Annotated in this window: 18 protein-coding genes; 7 read left to right on the forward strand and 11 right to left on the reverse strand. The window is 48.2% G+C overall.

Going from position 1 to position 20,857, the window contains the following annotated elements:
* Positions 1-6: 6 nt before the first annotated feature.
* The 6 genes from fliG to DU002_RS17595 form a co-directional block, all read right to left on the reverse strand.
* On the reverse strand, positions 7-1,059 hold the full coding sequence (gene fliG / locus DU002_RS17570; protein WP_114339760.1) for a flagellar motor switch protein FliG: 1,053 nt from the start codon (positions 1,057-1,059) through the stop codon (positions 7-9).
* Positions 1,060-1,079: 20 nt separating this feature from the next.
* A complete protein-coding gene (gene fliF, locus DU002_RS17575; protein WP_114339761.1) occupies positions 1,080-2,828 on the reverse strand; it encodes a flagellar basal-body MS-ring/collar protein FliF in 1,749 nt (582 codons plus the stop codon).
* Positions 2,829-2,857: 29 nt separating this feature from the next.
* On the reverse strand, positions 2,858-3,184 hold the full coding sequence (fliE, locus tag DU002_RS17580; RefSeq protein ID WP_114339762.1) for a flagellar hook-basal body complex protein FliE: 327 nt from the start codon (positions 3,182-3,184) through the stop codon (positions 2,858-2,860).
* Positions 3,185-3,357: 173 nt separating this feature from the next.
* On the reverse strand, positions 3,358-4,722 hold the full coding sequence (locus tag DU002_RS17585; protein WP_114339763.1) for a sigma-54-dependent transcriptional regulator: 1,365 nt from the start codon (positions 4,720-4,722) through the stop codon (positions 3,358-3,360).
* Between the two features lies 1 nt (position 4,723).
* Complete coding sequence (locus DU002_RS17590; RefSeq protein WP_233496542.1) at positions 4,724-5,923, reverse strand: sensor histidine kinase; 1,200 nt, start codon at positions 5,921-5,923, stop codon at positions 4,724-4,726.
* A gap of 253 nt (positions 5,924-6,176) precedes the next feature.
* Positions 6,177-7,619: a sigma-54 dependent transcriptional regulator gene (locus DU002_RS17595; RefSeq protein WP_114339764.1), complete on the reverse strand. Its 1,443-nt coding sequence runs from the start codon at positions 7,617-7,619 to the stop codon at positions 6,177-6,179.
* 280 nt (positions 7,620-7,899) lie between these two features.
* On the opposite strand from DU002_RS17595, the gene fliS reads away from it, so the two are divergent.
* Genes fliS through pseI form a run of 7 tightly spaced genes read left to right on the forward strand, consistent with a single transcriptional unit; the run spans position 7,900 to position 14,135 of the window.
* Positions 7,900-8,319, forward strand: a complete 420-nt coding sequence (fliS, locus tag DU002_RS17600) for a flagellar export chaperone FliS (protein WP_114339765.1) — start codon at positions 7,900-7,902, stop codon at positions 8,317-8,319.
* On the forward strand, positions 8,312-8,617 hold the full coding sequence (locus DU002_RS17605) for a hypothetical protein (protein WP_114339766.1): 306 nt from the start codon (positions 8,312-8,314) through the stop codon (positions 8,615-8,617). The genes fliS and DU002_RS17605 overlap by 8 nt, the downstream gene beginning before the upstream one ends.
* Before the next feature lie 32 nt (positions 8,618-8,649).
* Positions 8,650-9,657, forward strand: coding sequence for a UDP-N-acetylglucosamine 4,6-dehydratase (inverting) (pseB, locus tag DU002_RS17610; protein ID WP_114339767.1), 1,008 nt, complete (start codon positions 8,650-8,652; stop codon positions 9,655-9,657).
* Positions 9,654-10,820, forward strand: coding sequence for a UDP-4-amino-4,6-dideoxy-N-acetyl-beta-L-altrosamine transaminase (pseC, locus tag DU002_RS17615; protein WP_114339768.1), 1,167 nt, complete (start codon positions 9,654-9,656; stop codon positions 10,818-10,820). Before pseB ends, pseC begins: the two co-directional genes overlap by 4 nt.
* Positions 10,817-11,527, forward strand: coding sequence for a pseudaminic acid cytidylyltransferase (gene pseF / locus DU002_RS17620; protein ID WP_233496543.1), 711 nt, complete (start codon positions 10,817-10,819; stop codon positions 11,525-11,527). The genes pseC and pseF overlap by 4 nt, the downstream gene beginning before the upstream one ends.
* On the forward strand, positions 11,527-13,065 hold the full coding sequence (gene pseG, locus DU002_RS17625) for a UDP-2,4-diacetamido-2,4,6-trideoxy-beta-L-altropyranose hydrolase (RefSeq protein WP_114339769.1): 1,539 nt from the start codon (positions 11,527-11,529) through the stop codon (positions 13,063-13,065). Before pseF ends, pseG begins: the two co-directional genes overlap by 1 nt.
* An 11-nt stretch (positions 13,066-13,076) precedes the next feature.
* Positions 13,077-14,135, forward strand: a complete 1,059-nt coding sequence (pseI, locus tag DU002_RS17630) for a pseudaminic acid synthase (protein WP_114339770.1) — start codon at positions 13,077-13,079, stop codon at positions 14,133-14,135.
* Between the two features lie 62 nt (positions 14,136-14,197).
* On the opposite strand, the gene DU002_RS17635 is transcribed toward pseI, so the two are convergent.
* The 5 genes from DU002_RS17635 to DU002_RS17655 all read right to left on the reverse strand — a co-directional run bounded on the left by DU002_RS17635 (position 14,198) and on the right by DU002_RS17655 (position 20,797).
* Positions 14,198-16,237: a motility associated factor glycosyltransferase family protein gene (locus DU002_RS17635; RefSeq protein WP_114339771.1), complete on the reverse strand. Its 2,040-nt coding sequence runs from the start codon at positions 16,235-16,237 to the stop codon at positions 14,198-14,200.
* Positions 16,238-16,363: 126 nt separating this feature from the next.
* Positions 16,364-17,905, reverse strand: a complete 1,542-nt coding sequence (gene fliD, locus DU002_RS17640; protein WP_114339772.1) for a flagellar filament capping protein FliD — start codon at positions 17,903-17,905, stop codon at positions 16,364-16,366.
* 20 nt (positions 17,906-17,925) lie between these two features.
* Positions 17,926-18,330: a flagellar protein FlaG gene (locus DU002_RS17645; RefSeq protein ID WP_114339773.1), complete on the reverse strand. Its 405-nt coding sequence runs from the start codon at positions 18,328-18,330 to the stop codon at positions 17,926-17,928.
* A gap of 97 nt (positions 18,331-18,427) precedes the next feature.
* Positions 18,428-20,170 carry a flagellin N-terminal helical domain-containing protein gene (locus DU002_RS17650; protein WP_114339774.1) on the reverse strand — a complete coding sequence of 581 codons (1,743 nt, stop codon included), beginning with the start codon at positions 20,168-20,170 and terminating at the stop codon, positions 18,428-18,430.
* A 237-nt stretch (positions 20,171-20,407) separates the two neighbouring features.
* A complete protein-coding gene (locus DU002_RS17655; protein ID WP_114339775.1) occupies positions 20,408-20,797 on the reverse strand; it encodes a hypothetical protein in 390 nt (129 codons plus the stop codon).
* Positions 20,798-20,857 lie beyond the last annotated feature (60 nt).

Here is a 20,857-nt window from a genome sequence, read left to right on the forward strand (position 1 = left end):
GCCGAATTAGAGGAACTCTTCACCGCCACCAGCGCCTCCCAACATGATTTCACCCGAGTCAGCCAGACGACGGGCAATGGAGAGGATCTCTTTCTGCGCCGCTTCAACCTCACTGATCCGCACTGGTCCCATCGCTTCAAGGTCATCTTTAAGCATTTCCGCAGCACGCTTGGACATGTTGTCATAAACTTTATTTTTCAGCGTATCATCGGCACCTTTCAGCGCTTTCAGCAGCTGCTCTTGTGGCACCTCGCGCAACAGCGCCTGAATACCACGATCATCGACATCAACCAGATTCTCAAACACAAACATCAGATCCTGGATCTGTTGTGCCATCTCTTCGTCATTTTCACGAATTGAATCCATCAACTGCCCCTCAATATTGGTATCGAGGTAGTTCATGATGTTGGCAGCCGCTTTCAGGCCACCCATTTTCGCCGCTTGCGCGCCAGACTGACCAGCAAACTGTTTCTCCATGATCTCATTCAACTCTTGCAAGGCGGCCGGTTGCACCTCTTCAAGGTTGGCAATACGCATGGTGAGATCAAGACGAACCTTTTCCGGAAACTGGTTAAGAATTTCTGCCGATTGCTCAGGCTCTAGGTAGGACAACACAATAGTTTGAATTTGCGGGTGTTCATTGAGAATGATATTCGCCACCTGACGGGCATCCATCCATTTCAATGAATCCAGGCCTTTGGCACCGCCACCCATAATGATCTGATCAATCAGGTTTCCGGCTTTGTCTTCACCCAATGCTTGGGTTAAGGCATTACGCACAAACTCTTCACTATCTAAGCCGATGCTCGAGTACTTCTGAATATCGTCGAGAAACAGGTTGTGGACCGCGCTAATTTTGTCTTGCGAAAAGTCCTGCATGCCTGCCATCGCCATCCCCACTTTCTGTACCTGCTTAGGCTCTAAGTGGCGGAGGATCTGCGCGGCGTCTTCCTCGGTTAAGCTCAATAGCAATATCGCAACCTTATCGAACGCAGCAATCGAATCAACATCGAACTCCTGGCTGCCAGCGGCTTCGTCTTTTGCGTTTTCTTCTGCCATTACCCTTTCCTCAACCGCGCTTACTTTTTATTTGCTTCTTGTTCAAGCCAGCCTTTCACTACCTGTACAGATAGATCCGGTTCATTAGCCACCAGTGCCCGCACTGCTTTGAGGACATCTTCCTCTTTATGTAGATCAGGCAACTGTACTTTGCCACCAACAATACTGCCGATCAGCTCTTCATTCACTTCACTGTCTAGCTCGTTTTCAGCAGCCAGCAGCCCACCTTCAATTCCTCGGGATACCGCACCTTCAAGCAGCGATCTGTCTTCGTCAGCCACACCGTCATCAGAAGCGGTCAGCTTACGGATCATCGGACGAACCACCAATAAAACAAGGATCAAAACAATAAGGATCCCACTTAACAGCCTCATTCCACTCCAGAACATCGGCATTTCATAAAAAGGAACTTCAAGCTCGACCAGATCATCGGTGCGAACGAATGGGATGGTGACTACTTCTAACGAGTCACCACGCTGCACATCAAAGCCCACTCCACCTTGCAATAAGCGACGTAAATTGGCTAACTCCTGCTGCGCCCGCGGCACCAAATCAATACCACTACCATCGGCATTCGCTACTGACTTATAGTTGACGGCCACTGAAACACTGACTCTTCTTACCACACCCACCTGCTGGCGGGTATGGCTCAAGGTGGTATCTAACTCATAATTGCGAGTGGCTTCACGGTGGCTTCTTCCAGGAGCCGCGCCACCAGCAGGGCCACCACCGATCGCTTCTTCCGGGATCTCTGCGGCCACAGGCGGTTGATTAGTCAATGCACCAGGAATACCGCCCAAAACACCACCGACAGAGTTATCTTCAACAGTCATTTCACTGCGTAGTGCTGGCAAGTCAGGGTTATAGCGGCGCTGGGTTTGTTCAACCGTGGTGAAATCCATACTGACATCGACCTGCGCGGTATAATTACCTAAGCCGACGACAGGAATAAGAATGGAATCAATTTTGTTCATGTACTCAGCTTCACGCTGACGCTCAAGATCATACTCTTTGCGCGAACGTGCTGAGCTGGCATCTTGACTACCTGAATTAAGTAAGCGGCCACTCTGGTCTGTCACTGTCACCCGCGTCGGTTCCATGCCATTGACCGCAGAAGAAACAATATCAACTACCGAGTCGATCTCTTCGCGACTCAGCGCTGAACCGCGGCCAATAGTCAGCACGACTGTGGCACTGGGGCTCTTCTCACGACGGGCAAATACCGATTGCTGGGGAATGGCGAGCAGTACACGTGCTTTTTTAACGTTACGCAGATCCTCTAAGGTGCGTGCGATCTGCTGTTCACGGCTGTGCTTCAGGCGCTCTCGCTCCAGTCGCTGACTCACACCAAAACCCATATCCTGCATCAAGATATCGGTACCGTTCTCAGGAGTTGCTTCCAGCCCGGCACGAGCCAACTTGAGTTTGATATCCTGATACTCCTCTGCCGGAATAGACAACACATCACGCTCAAGTTTATAAGTGATCTTATTTTGATCGAAGAAGTCGAGTGTTTGCAGCAGCTCGTCACTTTCCATTTGCGGTAAAGGACGCATCTCTGGCTCTTGTGCCCAAATAAGCACAAATACGGCAAGAGCCAAACAGATTGCCAAGGCGAGAATAATTGTAATTTGGCGCAGAACATCGACATTGCCAATATGGGCCAACACTGAAGATTTTTTCTCTCCACTGTCGACCTGCGCGTCTTTACTCATCTCGCCGCCTGCGGCGGGAACCATCAATTCTGTATTTTGCGTTGCTTCAGCCACGACTCAACTCTCCGTCTAAAATACGCCGATTAAACCGGCATATTCATGATCTCTTTGTAAGCCTCAACCAGCTTGTTTCTAACCTGAACAGTCGCCTGAAATGCAACGCTCGATTTTTGTGAAGCGATCATCACGTCACCTAAACTGACATTGCGATCGCCCATCTCGAATGCTGTTCTCAACTGACCGGCCTGAGATTGCACATCATTGACACCATCAATGGCATTCTGAAGTAGTCCACCAAACTTGTCTCCGGCAGAATTTACAGGGACAGCATCAGGTCGCATCTCTGGAGCCTGAGCCTGGCGCATCATCGCCTGCATTTCGCTGTATAGATCGTTGGCTTTCACTTGCATTTGAATGCTCCTGACGCCTGAGCGTCAAAAATTTCACATATAGCAGAGTAACTGCAAGGAGCCTGCCAACACGTTAAACAAATGCATAAAGGGAGGAGTATTACGAGGATTGTTAATACCTAACAAATTGAAAAGGCAGGTATTTAACCTGCCTTATATTTGTAGATAAAAAGTTAAGCGGGCAACTCGATACCCAGATCGCGCATCCTTGCCAGCTTATATCTGAGGGTACGGGGGCTGATCCCTAGCTTTTCCGCGACATCTTTTCGACGCCCTTGGCACGATTCCAATGTCTGCAGAATAATCTGATTCTCTTGCACCTTAAGCTCACCGCCCAACCCCTCAGCATCATCCATGGCCACTTCTGGCTCTGCGCTATGAACTGCCGTGGGTGTATGCAGTTGAACCGTAATCTCATCTTCAATGATCAGATCGTCTGCATCGACCTTACCAGCAGATTGCAGAATCAACGCACGTTGGATCACGTTATCCAATTCACGCACATTACCCGGCCACGCATGATGTTGCAGGCGATGTTTAGCCGCCGCAGTCAATGTAGGGATCTCTGAGCCAGAAACCTGACTATGACGAGCCAGCAGATGCTCCGCTAATGGAATAATGTCACCAGGACGCTGGGACAGTGGCTTCCAGGTCAACGGAAATACGTTTAATCGGTAATAGAGATCTTCACGAAACTGACCATCACTCACGGTTTGCTTCAGCTCGCGGTTACTGGTTGCTAACACCCGCACATTCAACTTGACGGTTTTGCGGCTGCCTAAGCGCTCAACTTCCCGCTCTTGCAGTACGCGCAAAAGTTTAGCCTGCAAACCAAGATCCATCTCAGTGATCTCATCAAGTAAAATTGTACCGTTCTGTGCTTGCTCAAATTTTCCGGGGCATGCCTGCAACGCGCCGGTGAATGCGCCCTTTTCATAACCAAACAGTGTCGCTTCCAGCATATTTTCCGGGATCGCCGCACAGTTAATGGCAATGAAGGGACCATCCGCGCGCGGCGAATTATCGTGAATATAGCGTGCCAGCACTTCCTTACCTGAGCCACTGGGCCCAAGTACCATGACATTCGCTTCCGACGCAGCCACTTTGGCCGCCAGCTTTAGTAAAGCTTCACTTTGCGGATCGCCCACAACCGGTGAGTAGCGTTCATTGCCGTCAGTTGGCGCGTAACGACTAACCAGGTTGAGTAATACTTCTGGAGCAAACGGCTTAGCCAGATAATCATTGGCCCCTTCCCGCATAGCTGCCACAGCCGCATCGACGGTGGCGTAAGCTGTCATCATAAGCACGGGCAGTTGCGGCAGTTTACTGCGAATAGACCGCAACAACTGTAGCCCACTCATCCCCGGCATCTGCACATCACTGACGACAATATCAAACTTGCCACGGGACAGTTGTAACAGCGCAGCCTCGCCGCAATCGACTTCAGTTACCTGATACCCGGAAATCATCAGGGTATCCACTAAGGCTTCACGCAAGCCGGCGTCATCTTCAACGACGAGCACTTTGGTATCGGCCATCTTAACCTCCCCACGCCTCTTTTAGTGGCACTTCAGCGCTAAGCTCATCTTCATTACGTATGGGAATGAGTAGCTGCACACATGTACCCTGACCCTCGCCGGAGACAAGGCTCACCGAGCCTTTATGCGCCGACGCCACCGCTTGAACCACGGCCAGGCCTAAACCTGTTCCTTGGCTGCGGCTGGTAAAAAACGGTTCTAATACTTTCTTCTGCATCGCCTCAGGGATCCCCTTGCCGTTATCCCGGATCTCGATTGCGACCATCTGCTGCTGACGTTTCGCAGAGACATGAATATTGGTCGCTGATGCTTGTAAACTGTTGTGCACCAGATTGCTGATGGCGCTGGCCAGACTACTGGCGTTACCTAGAATTTCGATATCTGGCTCAGGCAACTCGATCTGCAACTGACTGCGACTTTTACTAACCATGGCTTCGACCCGCGACTGCAGATCGGACAAAAGCTGTTTCATGGAGAGTGGTGTAGCGGCGATCTGACTGTCGCTACGAGCAAATAGCAGCATATCGTTCACCTGCTGCTCTAAGTCTTGTAAGCGTGCCAAAAGCTTAAGGTGAAACGCTCCACGATTTTCTGTTGTGAGGGTGTTATTACCCAAATTTGCCGCGTACAGCATGGCAGCGCTAAGTGGCGTTCTCACTTGATGAGCCAATGACGCCACCATTTTTCCAAGCGCCGACAAACGTTGCAAATGACTGATCCGATTTTGTAGTTCACGGGTTTCGGTTAGATCCGTCATCAAAATCAACTGACCAGGCTCAGGCGATAATGCAGTCAACGCCAACTTCACTCGCCGACCACTGGCCAGAGAGATCTCATGACCATCATCAGCCTGCGGCGAAAACGCCCGAGAGATAATGTGTCGCCATGGCTGACCGATCAGCGGCTCACCCAGCATCTCGAGTGCAATAGGGTTGGCTTCACGCACGATGCCGTTACCATCCAATACCACAATCCCAGCAGGCAGGATCTCCATCAGGTGCTGCATACGACTGGCGTTATTCTGCACCCCGGTCGACGATACCTCGGCGTGAAGGCTCTGTTCATTCAACTGGCGCTTTGCCATCTCACCCATCACTACAGATTCAGATCTGAGTGGCACCTTCTCGGTAGCGAGAAGCTGGGGAGGAAACTGTCCATTGCTGGACTTAGCTTGATCGGCAACATTGCTCGACTGTGTCATCTCTATGTCGCTCCTTTTGACGCGATACCGAGATAAAGCCAAGAGCGTGCCAACTATTTCAATCTCATGTTTTAATTAATAAAAACTGAAACAATCTAGTTAGAACAGTAGATGTAGACAGGGTTTTGACGCTTTCAACAGCGGGGAATATCAAACACGTTCATTGCCCCAAGAGAGCTGGAAGATAAAAAAAGCACCTCAAATTTGAGGTGCTTTTTTTATTCAGTAACAGATGTGGCAGTTAAGCCGGTAGCTATTCATCATCTCTGGCGATCTGATACTTACGCATCTTTTCGACCAGCGTGGTACGGCGCATACCTAACTGTTCCGCAGCGCGAGCCACGACCCAGTCTTGGCGTACCAGTGCCTGCTGAATGTAGTCAGTTTCCAATTCAGATAGCATCTCTTTGAGATTGATCCCTTCATCCGGCAACTCATGGGGAACTTGAGGCTCGGCAATCAGTGGCTCAGCGTCTTCACGGAATAGTGCGTTTAATGACTCACGCTCCATCACCTCTTCGGAATAGACCGGCTCATAAGGATCAACGTCAATATGCCGATACTTAGGCGGCAAGTCACTGACATCAACCACACCATTGGGATAGAGGATCACAAGCCGCTCAACCAAGTTGGAAAGCTCACGGACATTCCCCGACCATGGGTGCAGCATTAAGGAGTCGATCGCTTTATCAGTAAAACGTACCGACGCATTGTGCTCAGCTTCTAAGCGAGAAACCAGCTCCTGCAATAACAGCGGTATATCATCCTGACGCTCACACAGAGCAGGCATCTCAATAGGAAATACATTCAGGCGATAGTAGAGATCTTCACGGAATTTACCCTCCGCGATCATCCCTTCAAGATTTCGATGCGTCGCCGCAACAATACGAACATCGGCCTTAACCAACTTCGCACTGCCTACCCGCTCAAATACCCGCTCTTGTAGCACGCGCAGCAGTTTCACCTGCATATTGGTCGGCATATCACCGATCTCATCAAGAAACAGTGTGCCCCCCTGAGCAAGTTCAAAGCGACCTTTACGGGTGGTTATCGCACCAGTAAACGCACCTTTCTCGTGGCCGAACAATTCGCTTTCCAATAACTCAGCCGGAATAGCACCGCAGTTGACCGGAACGAAAGGGCCATCACGGCGAGAAGAGAGATAATGGATATTCCGCGCGACAACCTCTTTACCTGTCCCAGAATCACCGAGAACAAGCACATTAGCGTCTGTCACTGACACCTGTTCAATAAGTTGCCGCACTTGGGCGATAGCATCGCTGCGCCCCACCAAGCTGCGGAACAGTTTAGTCTGAGTCGATGTTTGCGGTTGCCCACCAGGGCGTTTGCGATGATAGTCCTGACAGCGGTGGATCACTTCGGTCATCTGGGGGTAATTAAATGGCGCCATCAAAGACCCCACTAAATTGGGTAAAACGACCCCTTTATCATCACCAAGCAGCACATAAGGCTGTAGTGGATGGACAGAAGCTAAACGCTGAATGAATTCTAATGGGTCTTCATCGGCAATATCGCCAATAAATACCGCACGCCAGCAGTCTTCACTGTTAATCAGAGAAATATTGCTAGAGCTAGTGATGCGGCATGATTCACCAACAAATCCTAATAAAAGCTCTAACTGTGCTCGGCGATCACTATTATCATCAATGACGAGAACGTCAGATAATCCCTGCATAAATGAAACCTTTCACCCTCTGGGCCTGCGGAGTTCCCGCCATTTCCTTGACGCAGGAGAAACCGTCTTTTTTTCGAATCATATATTATTATTGGCTTCTATTGTATTGAAAGTGCCTGATAGAGCAACAATGGAGTGCGAGCCAGCTCTCAGTTTAGATGGCTGGCACTCAATTTGCTTACACAAATGAGAAGCAGATCCGTCTGCGCAGATATTTGACGCTGCTACTATGAGTAGCAACTGCACAAACGCGACTAAGAGCAGAGTAAGGTACTTAAAAATGGCAAGAACATCGATCCAACAATATGGCAAAGGAACGGTTAACTCGTTGACTGACGCCGATCCCCATACTCAGGTTGCCGCAATCATGGCTCATATTCTGGGCAATGTGGCAGCAGCCAGAGGGGCAATTGAACGGAAAGATTTTGAAGTTAAAGGCCTGAAAATTGGTAAAGCCATTGAGCTGCTAACGGTTTTGCAAGCCAGTTTAGATATGGAAGTTGGCGGGGAGATCTCGCGCAATCTGTTCGATCTTTATGACTTCTGTATTTTTAAGCTGGGCGAAGGTTCAGTCTCAGGAGATCTTGAAGCCTTAGATGCTGTCACCGGCGTGATGCGCAATATCAAAGAGGGCTGGGACGGTATTCCACAAGATGTCAGAGATGATTTAGCCCAAAAGAAGGCTGCTGAAGGTGGCTAAAACGGAGAGCGATACAGCTTCAAGTTTGCTATCCCGTGGCAGGCAACTCACCAAGCAACTCGAAGCGGAGATATCAGCCGATGCGACACTCCAGGCACTTGAGATAGAGGCTTGGCTGGCCGACGTGCGCTCATTTGCGGAAACATCAGAAGCGCAAAGCTCACTGGAACAGCTAAAAGTGATAATCGACAAAGTGAAGATAGCGAGCACCAGTGCAAGAAAAAGAACCAAAGAACAACTACTGAAATCCAAGCGCGCCAGCAAAGGCAAATTAGCCTACCAACAACAAAATAAATAGAAAGACGCTAAATAAGAGGGTAAGGAATTAGGATGTTTGACGGCAAATCGATTCTCATTACAGGTGGTACAGGGTCTTTCGGCAAAAAATACGTTCAGACCCTACTTAAAAATTATCAACCCAGAAAAATCATTGTTTACTCACGAGACGAACTGAAACAGTTTGAAATGCAGCAGCGCTTTAACGAGCCGTGTATGCGCTATTTTATCGGTGATGTTCGAGACAAAGAGCGTATGATCCGTGCGATGAAAGGCGTTGACTACGTCATTCACGCTGCTGCGCTAAAACAGGTTCCAGCGGCCGAATACAACCCGATGGAATGTATCAAGACCAACATCAACGGTGCCGAAAACGTCATTGATGCCGCGTTGGCCAACAACGTGGAAAAAGTGATAGCGCTATCCACCGACAAAGCCGCCAGCCCGGTCAACCTTTACGGAGCCACTAAGCTCTGCTCAGACAAGCTGTTTGTCGCGGCAAATAATATCTCGGGTGGCCATGCGACCCGCTTTTCTGTTGTTCGCTACGGTAACGTCGTCGGCTCTCGCGGGTCTGTCGTTCCCTTCTTTAACAACTTGATCGCCGAAGGCGCAGATCACCTCCCTGTCACCCATGAAGAGATGACCCGGTTCTGGATCACCCTGCAGCAAGGGGTCGACTTTGTCCTTAAGAACTTCGAACGTATGTTAGGGGGTGAAATATTTGTTCCCAAAATTCCTTCCATGCGTATCGTTGATCTAGCCAAAGCGATGGCTCCAGATTTGCCGATTAAAATTATCGGTATCCGCCCAGGCGAGAAGCTACACGAAGTGATGTGTCCAAGTGAATTAAGCTACGACACATACGAATTCCATGACCACTACGTTATCACCCCAGCCATTCGCTTTTACAGCAATGAACGTTCAAACGAATTCACCACCAACGCCATAGGTGAATCAGGAACGCCAGTGGAGCACGGGTTTGAATATAACTCGAAGAATAATCCAGACTTTTTGGATCACGAGGGGTTATTAGCTTTTAACGAGATGGCTAACGCATGATCCCTTACGGTAGACAATCGATTGACAGTCATGACATAGACGCGGTCGTTGACGTACTCAAATCTGATTTTTTAACGCAAGGGCCGCAAGTACCGAAGTTTGAGCGAACTTTAGCGGCATACTGCAATGCAAAACATGCCGTCGCGGTCAACAGTGCAACTTCAGCGCTACATATCGCTTGTTTAGCATTAGAGCTCAGCGCTGGAGACCTGCTTTGGACATCGCCCAACTCGTTTGTCGCTTCGGCCAATTGCGGACGTTACTGCGGTGCAGATATCGACTTTGTCGATATCGACCCTAACAGCGGTAACCTCAGTGTTGCTGCACTGGAAAAGAAACTCACCATTGCGAAAGCCAATGGCCGCTTACCCAAAGTGCTCGTGGTCGTGCATTTTGCCGGGCAACCGTGTGATATGCGCGAGATCCATGCGTTATGTCAGCCGTTTGCTATCAACATCATCGAAGACGCCAGTCACGCGGTGGGAAGTGAATACCAAGGCGTGAAAACCGGCAGTGGTCAATACAGCGACATTACGATATTCAGCTTCCATCCGGTAAAAATCATTACCAGCGCGGAAGGCGGTATGGCGCTTACCAATGACCCTGAGTTGGCAAAGCGAATGTCCCTATTTCGCTCTCACGGTGTCACCCGCGATCCAGAATTACTACAAGAAGAAGCCCCTGCCCCCTGGTATTACGAGCAACAGGAGCTGGGATTTAACTATCGCATGACAGAATTACAAGCGGCCTTAGGCTTAAGCCAAATGCGCCACTTAGATAGATGGGTTGAACAGCGCAACCTTTTAGCAAAACGATACCAGCAAGCATTCAGCAACACCGTCATCAAATATCTACCGGTTAGCGATGACAGATTAAGTGCCTATCACCTGTTCGTTATCTGTTTACCGGACAACTTAAAGTTACAACATCAAACGATTTTTGAAGCGCTTAGGGCTGCAAATATTGGCGTAAACCTGCACTACATGCCTATTCACCTTCAACCCTATTATCAGGCGCTTGGCTTTCAAGTCGGGGATTTTCCACAAGCAGAGAGCTATGCAACAAAAGCGATCTCTCTTCCCCTGTATGCTGAATTAACCACTGAGGCGCAAGATCTGGTGATAGAAACGGTCACACAGCTTTGTGAGGGGGAGATGCAGTGAAATGTATTGCGGTCATTCCTGCACGAGGAGGCAGTAAAAGAATACCAAGAAAAAATATTAAGCCTTTCTGCGGAAAGCCATTGATTGCCTACTCCATAGAAGCCGCCATTGCATCCAAGCTGTTTGCTAAAATAGTCGTCTCTACTGATGACCAAGAGATAGCTTCTGTGGCAAAGCAATATGGCGCAGACGTTCCTTTCATCCGGCCCGCCACGTTATCAGATGATTATGCTGCAACCCTACCTGTCGTAGCTCATGCATTAGAGCAGGAAATGACGCAGACAAAGGAGATTACCCATTGTTGCTGTATCTATGCCACAGCGCCGTTAATTCAGGTAAACCATTTAAAGGCCGTACAACAGCTGCTTGTCGACCGCCAGGCTGACTATGCGTTTCCAGTAACGGAATTTGATTTTCCTATTTTACGGGCGGTCAGTATGAATGAAGACAACATACTGACCCCCAGTTTTGAGCAACACATCAACGCCAGAAGCCAGGACCTTCCCGATTATTATCATGATTGTGGACAGTTTTATTGGGGAAAAGTATCGTCATTTCTAAATCATACCCCGATCATCTCAAAGGCCGCTCTGGGTTACCCCATTCCAAGGCGTTTCGTCCAGGACATTGATACCCCCGATGATTGGCTCGAAGCGGAGTTAAAATATCGCGCGCTGAATTCCGGCCTATCCACAGATAATTCATAATGCGTATCGTTTTCAGAACAGACGCTTCGACTGAAATAGGCAATGGCCACTTAGCTAGATGCCTTACCCTCGCCCATCAGCTTCAGAGCAAAGGTTGTGAGATATTGTTCATCTGCCGAGAGCTGCCAGGGCATCGCGCAGCGCTGATCAAAAAGCAGGGGTTTCAGCTCGAACTATTAAAAACCGATAAAAGTGATGAAAGCAAGCAAACACAGGTCACGACAGAATGCTTGCCCGCACACAGCCCATGGCTGGGGTGCCTCTGGCAACAAGACGCACAACAAACACTGACACGACTATCAAATCAGCCCTGTGATTGGCTTGTCGTCGATCACTATGCGCTTGATAAGCAATGGCAAGCACACGTCAAAACGGGATATCACAAGTTACTCGTTATTGATGATCTAGCGGATCGTGAGCATCTTGCTGACATACTGGTTGATGCCTCTCCAGGGCGCCAAGCTGCGCACTACAAAGCGTTAGTGCCAGAACATTGCACACTGCTCTGCGGCCCCAATTTCTCCCTGCTGCGTGGCGAATTCTCAGGCTTTAAGCGCCCCGCTTATCAAAGTAATAACCCGATAAAACTGCTCATTGCGATGGGCGGCGTCGACAAAGACAACGTAAGTGCCTGGCTGCTAAAAGAGATTAATCAAATGCAGCCACCGCCAAATATTGCAAGCATCGAGGTATTATTGAGCGAAAGTGCTATCCACCTAGCACGAGTAAAATCTCAAACCGAATTGATGACAATAAAAACAGAACTGGTCGTTGAACCAAGCTCAATAGCAGAGCGGCTCGCACATGCCGACCTCTGTATTGGCGCCCCCGGTGGCTCTGCACTTGAGAGGTGTGCGATGGCACTTCCCTCGCTACTGATCACTACCGCGGAAAACCAGCGCCACAATGCAATGGAATTAACCAAAGCTAAAGCAGCGTTAAGCTTAGGCTGTTTCAAAACACTAAATCCGCAACAGTTCAAAGAGCAGCTGTTAACCATCAGCACCGCACCCGACACGCTGAACCAGCTTGCAGGCTGTGCCGTACAGCTCTGCGATGGACATGGTGTGAAGCGTGTGTTGCAAGCGCTTTTTCAGGCCGAGTGTCAGGTAAGAGCTGCCACCGCGATGGATAAAGATCTGCTCTATCGCTGGCAAACCGCTCCGGGAGTTCGAGACTATTCCAGAACTCCAGAGCCGCCAAGCTACCAAACCCATTGTCAGTGGTTTGAAAAAGTATTGGCTGATAACGAACGCTCTCTGTTGATACTGGAGCTAAGCGACGACGCTGTGGGCATGTTACGGTTTGACCGTCAGCAAGAAGGCTGGGAGATCTCCATCCTTATCGCCCCTGAGCATCAAGGCAAAGGTTTGGCAAGAACTGCGCTGGATTGGGCAAAGCAATCGCAATTTACCCCTATTTTTGCCGAAGTTCATCCCGATAACCTAGTATCACAGCAACTATTCAGTCGGGCGGGTTTTAAACGACTCAGTGAAAATCAGTTTAAATACACCCAGCCCCAACAAGATCCTCGATAAGGTATAGCGCCATGGAAAAGCCAAACAAAGCAGTCATCATCGATGGCAGACCAATCGGTCCTGAACATCCGCCCTATATTATCGCGGAACTGTCAGCCAACCATAATGGCGATCTGTCACGTGCACTCAAACATATTGAAGCGGCGAAGGCTGCTGGTGCCGATGCGATAAAAATCCAAACTTATACAGCCGATACCATGACCATTGATTGTGATAAGCCCAATTTTAAAATTAAGGGCGGCCTCTGGGATGGCTATTCTCTATATCAACTTTACCAAGAAGCACATACGCCCTATGAATGGCATCAGGCTATCTTCGACAAAGCCCATGAACTGGGGATCACCTGCTTCAGTAGCCCATTTGATGAAACCGCTGTCGACTTACTGGAATCGCTCAATGCCCCTGCTTACAAGATTGCATCCTTTGAAGCTGTCGATCTGCCGCTAATCAAACGCGTAGCTGAAACGGGTAAACCGATGATCATCTCCACTGGAATGGCGAATTTATCGGAGATAGAAGAAGCCGTCACAACGGCAAAAGAGAATGGCTGCAGTGACATTATTCTACTGCACTGTATCAGTGGCTACCCGGTGCCAGCCGAGCAAAGTCATTTAAGTACAATCCCTGATCTGGCCGCTCGCTTCAACGTACTGACAGGGTTATCAGATCATACTCTGGGCACGACGGTTGCCGTGGCATCTATTGCCTTAGGAGCAAACCTGATAGAAAAGCACTTTACTCTCAGCCGCGCAGATAAAGGTCCAGACTCCTCTTTTTCGCTAGAGCCAGGAGAGCTCAAAACCTTATGCCAGGAGACGAAAATTGCGTGGCAAGCCATAGGCAAAGCTGGCTACGAGAGGAAGCCTGTAGAAGAAGCTAATCTGACTTTTAGACGCTCGCTCTTTTTTGTTAAAGATGCCTTGGCAGGAGAAACGATCACGCCGCAGCATGTGCGCAGGATACGACCAGGCCAGGGGCTTGCGCCAAAGTTTTATGATGACGTTATTGGAAAAAAAGCGGCAAAAGATATCACAAGGGGCACCCCGGTCAGTTGGGAGTTATTAACCTAACACCACAAAAACAAAAGGCGACGGATTGTCGCCTTTTGCTTAAATTACAATGACAGCAGTTATTACTTTCGGCTCTCTTCCAGTTCTTTCAGCTCTTGCTCCAACCCCTTGAAAATCCCCTTCATCTCCTTGAAGTACTGATGAAAGATCTTCATCGCTGCGGTTACAAATCGCGCCCGAACCTCAGCGTTAGGCATCATGTGGAGATAGCCCAAAATGGTGATCTGCAGGTAGGTCACACTGCCCTCGATCATTCGCACCGCAGGGTTGTCCTGACCACCAATATGCTTACGAAGTTCGAGATGGTTTCTTTGGAACAGCTCAAAGACATCATTCGTTGCCCAATCGATCTCCTGCACCCGCTCGTCAGTCAGAAACTTAAGTAGCTTCCTGATAGTACGCTGACGCTGTTTGAAGTTGTCGTACAAGATCTCAAACGTCACCGGCTTCTTAACCCTCGCTGCTGCGATCCATGCATCAGGATCAAAAGGCTCGCTCTTAGGTGCTGGCAACTCAATATCTTCAATACGACAGGGGGTGGTACCTTCTATACGTGCACCGTCTGCAGTATTAAACACCTCGGTTCCTTCACCCTTAATACGGATCACCAACTCAAGCACATGACGGCACCAGTCAAATACCGCACTGGTCGAAACCTTTTCGCGGAAGTTACCGGGCACCGGCTTATGACTCCCGGAAGAACCTTTCTCAAATGCGCCTTTAAACTCACCATAATATGCGCTGTCTTTAGAGTGGTGGTATTTCGGATCCACGTACCCCACATCAACACCAAATAGATAGACTTGAGGCGCCTTAAAGTGGATAGCCAATGCCATCGCAGCATTCGATACGGTTGGATTGGAGTTGAAGAGATGCAGATATTGATGAAAATCCTTCATCAACGTGACGCGAGCCAGCTCTGTGCCGACATCATTCGGTTTCCAGAAAAGGGTCGCTTCTTTAAACTGCTCAACCACACCGGGTGATAGGGTATTCATTCCTACCAAGTGAATATCCCCAACGAACTCACCTGAAGGATCGACCTCCCGAACCCAGTCGGCTAAATATTCAACCCGTTCAATCTCAATATGGATGTGAGGCTTAATTCCCGCATTATGTAATGTTTTTAACGCGGTACCGCAAGAGACCAAAATAATATCGTCGCGATGCTCTCGAATATAATCGAGGGAATAATCGATAGAGGGGCCATTTGCACAAATAAATACGGGGCGATCGAATTCATGCCCTGAAGGGCTATCAGCCATGAGATTGCAACCGCCCGCCATGTTTTTCATGGTATGACGCGTGGAGATAACTTCATCTTCAAAGAAGCCAAAGCCAGCATAAAAATTACTGAGGTTATCAAAGAAGCGCTTTAAACTTTCATCCGCGGTTTTACTGTCATAATGTCGATAAATCGGTAACACGCATGACTTAAAGATACCAATTTTAAACATCACTTTTTGTACAGTATGAATAAACTCTTCCTGTTCGCAGCCAACCAACAGGGTGATGCCTTTATTCTGCTTAGTGAACGCTTCAAACAACTGCCGATAATCAAATACATGTAGCGAAGCAAAAAACAGATCATCGTTAGGCTCATAGATAAACAGGTGACCTATCTTTTCTGCGTGGGCAAGAATGGTTTCCAAGTGATACCCAATACCTACCCCCAGCACGGTAAAGAAAGGAAACCAATGGTAGGGATCCCGCTCACCCAATGCGACGGCTTCTTTAGAGTGTTCTTCACCGAGTTCAACCAGCTCTTTCAATAGATTGGCATGACGGAACAACTTCATTGAAGCTTCCCAGCCTGTTTGGCTGAGTCGATATATTCCTGTGACTGGGCGGTCAAAGTAATCTTTCGCTTGTTTAGCGCAGATCTCTTTCGGATCACCGTCATAGATAAACCCTTCCGCTCCGCAGATATTCAGCCTGCCAAGGGGATCCATCTCCAGCCCCATGCTTTTCGGTTTATGCTCTTTAAAACGAGCAGCAATATGAGGAAAGCGCTCTTGCAAAAACTGTAGGTTCTTATTGAAGGTTAGATTCAATACCTGACGTAAGATATTCAATCCATTTTTATCGATCTGAGTTGCCATACAGTAGGCTCCGAGTACCACGCCCCATCAAACTGGCTGCGCGCAATGTCAAAATCTTGTCTACTAAGAGCTTAATGCAAAAAAGGCACCACTTGGGTGCCCTTTGAAAGAAGTGTGGAGTAAAACTTATTTCTTATCTTTCACTACGCCAGGAAGGTTGCTTAACTGCTGTTCCAAGAAAGAGCTGACGGAGTCTAATTGTGCAGATATCTTATCTAGATATAAGAACTGGTTGTAAAGCTGCGCTTCATAGCGCCCTATCATTTCATCAAACTTATCTTGCTCAGTATTGATTTTATCTACCGAGTCAGAAAAGGAGCTGGATTTAGTCTGCAATATGCCACCAAACTTCTCATACTCTCGCACAAGATCATTCAGTTTGTCGGCTACACCTGGCGTTGAGGAGATGACATTTCCATCGACATCCAGCGTGTCATAACCTGAAAACACTTCGCTGATTTGATCAAAATTTTCATTGAGTGCTTTATCAAGCTTACCCTCATCAATTTTCAAACTGCCATCAGATTGAGTTTCCAACCCGAGAACAGATAACGAGGTTGCGCTGCCATCCGAGGTCTTAACCGCATCGGCCATGGTTGCTCGGATCTGATTCATCATGGTTCTAACCGTTGAATCAGTAGCTAACGTACCCTTCTCGCGTTCAGCTTTCTGCGCCGCAATCTGTTCGTCTGTTAACGCGGTATTGTTGTCTTCGCTATTACTGTCTTCAACTTTGTTACCCGAGCCATCACGATTAACAAAGGTCAAATTATCAACAACAGACAAAACCTGATTATATGTATCGACGAATGTTTGAATCTTTTCTTTTGTGCTCTCTTTATCCAGCGACAAATTAAAGTTATCACTCTCACCTGGAGGGTGAGCTTCTTTTACTGAAATAGTGACGCCGTCGATAGCGTTTTCAAACTTATTGGTTGCAGAGCTAATTTCAAGAAAGCCATCCACCTTGATCTTGGCATCCTGAGCGAGCTGAACTTCCTGCATATCCGCACTGTAATTGGCATCGTACTGCAATCGGGATAGACCGTTGGCATCAGCAACACCATCAACGTCAGTCACTGCGATTTCTATCGCATTTGCTTCGCCAGTCTCTTTACTCGCTAACGACAAATGCACGCCGGTGTCGGTCTTTACAATTGACGCGCTCATACTGGCACCAGCGATATCGTTAATTTTATTTTTAACATCGTTGAGTGTGTCAGATGCACTCACTTCAATACTGTAGGTCTCACTGCCTACGGTGATATCCATGGTGCCTTCACCCACGGCCTCAAATTCACCGATCGCAAAATCTGAGGTCAACTTGTGAGCCTGTGCCGTCTGCATTACCTCAATATCGTAACTGCCTTCAGAAGCAGTAGAGTCACCGGTAACGGTAAACTTTTCTTCCGCTGCTTCATTGCCATAGGTAACTAAGCGTTGGTTGAAACTGTTATCTAGTTTCAACTCAAATAAAGATTTCTGCCAATCACTCAGTGCACTCCGCAGTGAGCCAATTGCAGATATCTGATTGCTAAAAGAATCAATTTTGGCATCATTTCGTTCCGTGATAGGTACCTTGCGCACATCAATAAGCCCCTGCACGATGCCATTTACATCGAGACCGGAACCGATACCGGGTACGCTAATCGTTGGAAGGTCAGCCATAATTTACTCTCTATACTTAGCTAGACTTCAGTTTTTAAAAACAAACTGTTGGACTCAGATAATCTAACGGCAAGTTTCAGCATCTCCTCGGAAGGAATTTGCCGCAACAAATCACCGCTAACCTTGTCCTTAACACTGATAACATCCCTGCCTGACGCATCATCGACACTGAACGTCAGTGATTTATTAAATGACTGCACAAACTCTTGCAGGTTTCGCGCCATCTCTTCTAATCGTTGGCGATCAATTTCTTGCTCTTGTTTCAGCTGTTGAGCCTGTTCCTGTATTTGCTCACTCGGCTGCACCTGTTCAGGCTTTACCTGGCTTTCCGTGGCGGTTTCAGTTTGTACCGGAGTGACCGCTTCAGGCTGAGTGCGCAACTGAGGATTTGATGTTGCTTGTGCTTGTATTGCATCGACGCTCATAAAAACTCCTCCAAAACTTACTTACCTGAAATGGGTAAACGGCAAGGAAGATTAGATCTTCCCTGCCGTTGTCATTTACCCACTAAGTCTAGCTCCGTTAGCCAAGAAGACTCAATGCGGCCTGTGGCAACTGGTTAGCCTGCGCTAACACTGAGGTTGCAGCCTGAGTCAACACCTGGTTCTTCGACAGCTCTGACGTCTCTTCTGCGAAGTCAGTATCACGGATACCTGAACGTGAGTTTGAAGCATTCTCACTAATGTTGCTCAGGTTTGAGATAGTGCTATCAAGACGGTTCTGAACCGCACCGAGTGATGCACGCTGACTATCGATGTAAGACAATGCACCATCAATCACCGATACCGCTTCCTGTGCGCCAATCGCTGTGCTGATATCAATATTATCAACAGAATCCAGCTGGCTTAGCTCTGCCCCGGCACCCAGCGAAGCGTTCTGCAGAATGGTAGTAGACAAAGCACTTGCGCCCGCTTGAGTATTCGCTTGAACATTGAAGTCACCATTCGCAGTCAGGCGAATTGTACCAACAAAGTCTGCAGCACTGTCACCTACGGCCGCTGCGTCAGCGATGGTAGAGCCTGTAGTGGCAACCAAGTTAGCATAAGAAGCAATATTAGCAGTGTCATCTGTATCACCAGAGAACTCATACGTTGCCGCATCAATGCCAACAGTACTACCCACGCCAGTGAGCTGAAGGTTGTCTATCTGAATGGTATCACCGCTTTCGCTGGTCAATATCAGACGACCGTCATCACCTACATTAGCACCAACGCCGGTTTCATCAGCAACAGCGTTAATCGCATTCGCCAGGGATGAAAGATCTTCAGTATTGGTTATGTCTACTTTGATGGTTGGCGCAGTCGCCAAGTCATCATTTGAACCACGCAGCGAGAAGGTCAATGTTGCAGTACCAGTCAACGCGCCACCGAAGGTATTGATAGTGCCTGATGAGTTCGCAGCGAAAGAACCACCTGCGCTATAGAAGTCCAATGCAACGACAGTGCGGGCATCAGCATTTACGCCTGTAGCCTGACTTTGATCATTAATCGACTTAGCGATATCGCCAGCAGATGCTGAGCCGTCGACATTGATGGTAGCAGAACCCAGCTCACCAGAAATATTAAGTGTATTCGCACTGTTAGTCAGTGCTGTGCCACCGAATGTTGCATCAGCAGTGGCCGCAGTGCTTACGCCGATACCACCTAAACCAATTGCCGAAGCAGAACCGGTCACAACTGACGCCGTACCTTCTGAAACAGCTACGCCAGTGAAGCTGCCACCGACTTCGGTTTTCAGCAACTCATAGGTTTGCGCACCCATTGACTCTGTCTGGAAAGAGTTAATAGATACAGATACTGTTTCAAATGCTTGCGCACCGACCTGGAAGCTTTCTGTACCGAAGCTACCATCAAGCAACTTACGGTCACCAAAGGTAGTCGTATCGGCGATACGATCCAGTTCGTCTTGCAGCTGGTTCACTTCCTCTTGAAGTGCGCTACGGTCTGAATCGGAGAAAGTACCGTTTGCAGACTGGATTGACAGATCACGCATACGCTGCAGAATGTTAGTACTTTCTTGCAGTGCACCTTCCGCAGTTTGCGAGAGTGAGTTTGCATCGTTTGCGTTACGTGTTGCGATGTTCAAACCATTAATCTGAGAGGTCAGACGGTTTGAAATCTGCAAACCCGCTGCATCATCAGCTGCACTGTTAATGCGCAAGCCAGATGAGAGGCGTTCGAAGTTTGTACCCAACGCACTGTTGGATTGATTCAAATTACGCTGCGCATTTAGCGATGATACGTTTGTTTGAATTGTAAGTGCCATGTCAAATTCTCCACATACTCTAGCTTGACGCTAAGTAACACTATGTTGTTTGTTCACACTTAGTAACGGCACCGCTAAAAGAAGCTTTAGTTTTTTTTAAAGAAAAAATCACAACAACTGCTCAATCAACCACCAAAACAAAATAAATTACTTATTTTTCAACAAGATAACAATGTTAAAAAAACTGACAAAAAAGGCGCCATGAGGCGCCTTTTGACAATCTAACTAAGATATTGATCACACTGTCGTATCAATTAACTGACCTAAAGGATTGACTGAAGGGTTACCCAACTCACCATTTTGTGCCCTATCAAGTACTTCAATTGTCGCCCTGCGTTCAGTTGCCGCTTGCTGTGCATCACGCACATCTGCCGCCGTAACCGATGAGCCACCATCATCACTGCTACTTGTTGAGGCATTGACATAAGTATCTATGGTTTGCTGCTGCGTATTAACTTCGGCCACACCAACCGCAACTTGCCTTGCAGTATCCCTACTCTCTTGCACGTTTTCAGCCACTCCAGGCTCTTGGCTTGCTATCTGCTGGCGATCAGGAACAGAAGGTTGTTGCACCCGGTTAGGCTCAAAACTGGAAAATGACGCCACCGCGCCTGAATCGATTTGCATAGAGAGATCTCCGTCACATTTATGACTGGAGTATAGACGCTTTCGAGCTGTTTATAAATT

Source organism: Corallincola holothuriorum, assembly GCF_003336225.1.
GTDB classification, from domain to species: Bacteria; Pseudomonadota; Gammaproteobacteria; order Enterobacterales; family Neiellaceae; genus Corallincola; species Corallincola holothuriorum.

Excerpts from the sequence above, each read along its gene's own strand:
- fliG (WP_114339760.1), bottom strand. The coding sequence starts at position 1,059 with ATGGCAGAAGAAAACGCAAAAGACGAAGCCGCTGGCAGCCAGGAGTTC.
- fliE (WP_114339762.1), bottom strand. The coding sequence starts at position 3,184 with ATGCAAGTGAAAGCCAACGATCTATACAGCGAAATGCAGGCGATGATG.
- DU002_RS17585 (WP_114339763.1), bottom strand. The coding sequence starts at position 4,722 with ATGGCCGATACCAAAGTGCTCGTCGTTGAAGATGACGCCGGCTTGCGT.
- DU002_RS17590 (WP_233496542.1), bottom strand. The coding sequence starts at position 5,923 with ATGACACAGTCGAGCAATGTTGCCGATCAAGCTAAGTCCAGCAATGGA.
- DU002_RS17595 (WP_114339764.1), bottom strand. The coding sequence starts at position 7,619 with ATGCAGGGATTATCTGACGTTCTCGTCATTGATGATAATAGTGATCGC.
- fliS (WP_114339765.1), top strand. The coding sequence starts at position 7,900 with ATGGCAAGAACATCGATCCAACAATATGGCAAAGGAACGGTTAACTCG.
- pseB (WP_114339767.1), top strand. The coding sequence starts at position 8,650 with ATGTTTGACGGCAAATCGATTCTCATTACAGGTGGTACAGGGTCTTTC.
- pseC (WP_114339768.1), top strand. The coding sequence starts at position 9,654 with ATGATCCCTTACGGTAGACAATCGATTGACAGTCATGACATAGACGCG.
- pseG (WP_114339769.1), top strand. The coding sequence starts at position 11,527 with ATGCGTATCGTTTTCAGAACAGACGCTTCGACTGAAATAGGCAATGGC.
- pseI (WP_114339770.1), top strand. The coding sequence starts at position 13,077 with ATGGAAAAGCCAAACAAAGCAGTCATCATCGATGGCAGACCAATCGGT.
- DU002_RS17635 (WP_114339771.1), bottom strand. The coding sequence starts at position 16,237 with ATGGCAACTCAGATCGATAAAAATGGATTGAATATCTTACGTCAGGTA.
- fliD (WP_114339772.1), bottom strand. The coding sequence starts at position 17,905 with ATGGCTGACCTTCCAACGATTAGCGTACCCGGTATCGGTTCCGGTCTC.
- DU002_RS17645 (WP_114339773.1), bottom strand. The coding sequence starts at position 18,330 with ATGAGCGTCGATGCAATACAAGCACAAGCAACATCAAATCCTCAGTTG.
- DU002_RS17650 (WP_114339774.1), bottom strand. The coding sequence starts at position 20,170 with ATGGCACTTACAATTCAAACAAACGTATCATCGCTAAATGCGCAGCGT.
- DU002_RS17655 (WP_114339775.1), bottom strand. The coding sequence starts at position 20,797 with ATGCAAATCGATTCAGGCGCGGTGGCGTCATTTTCCAGTTTTGAGCCT.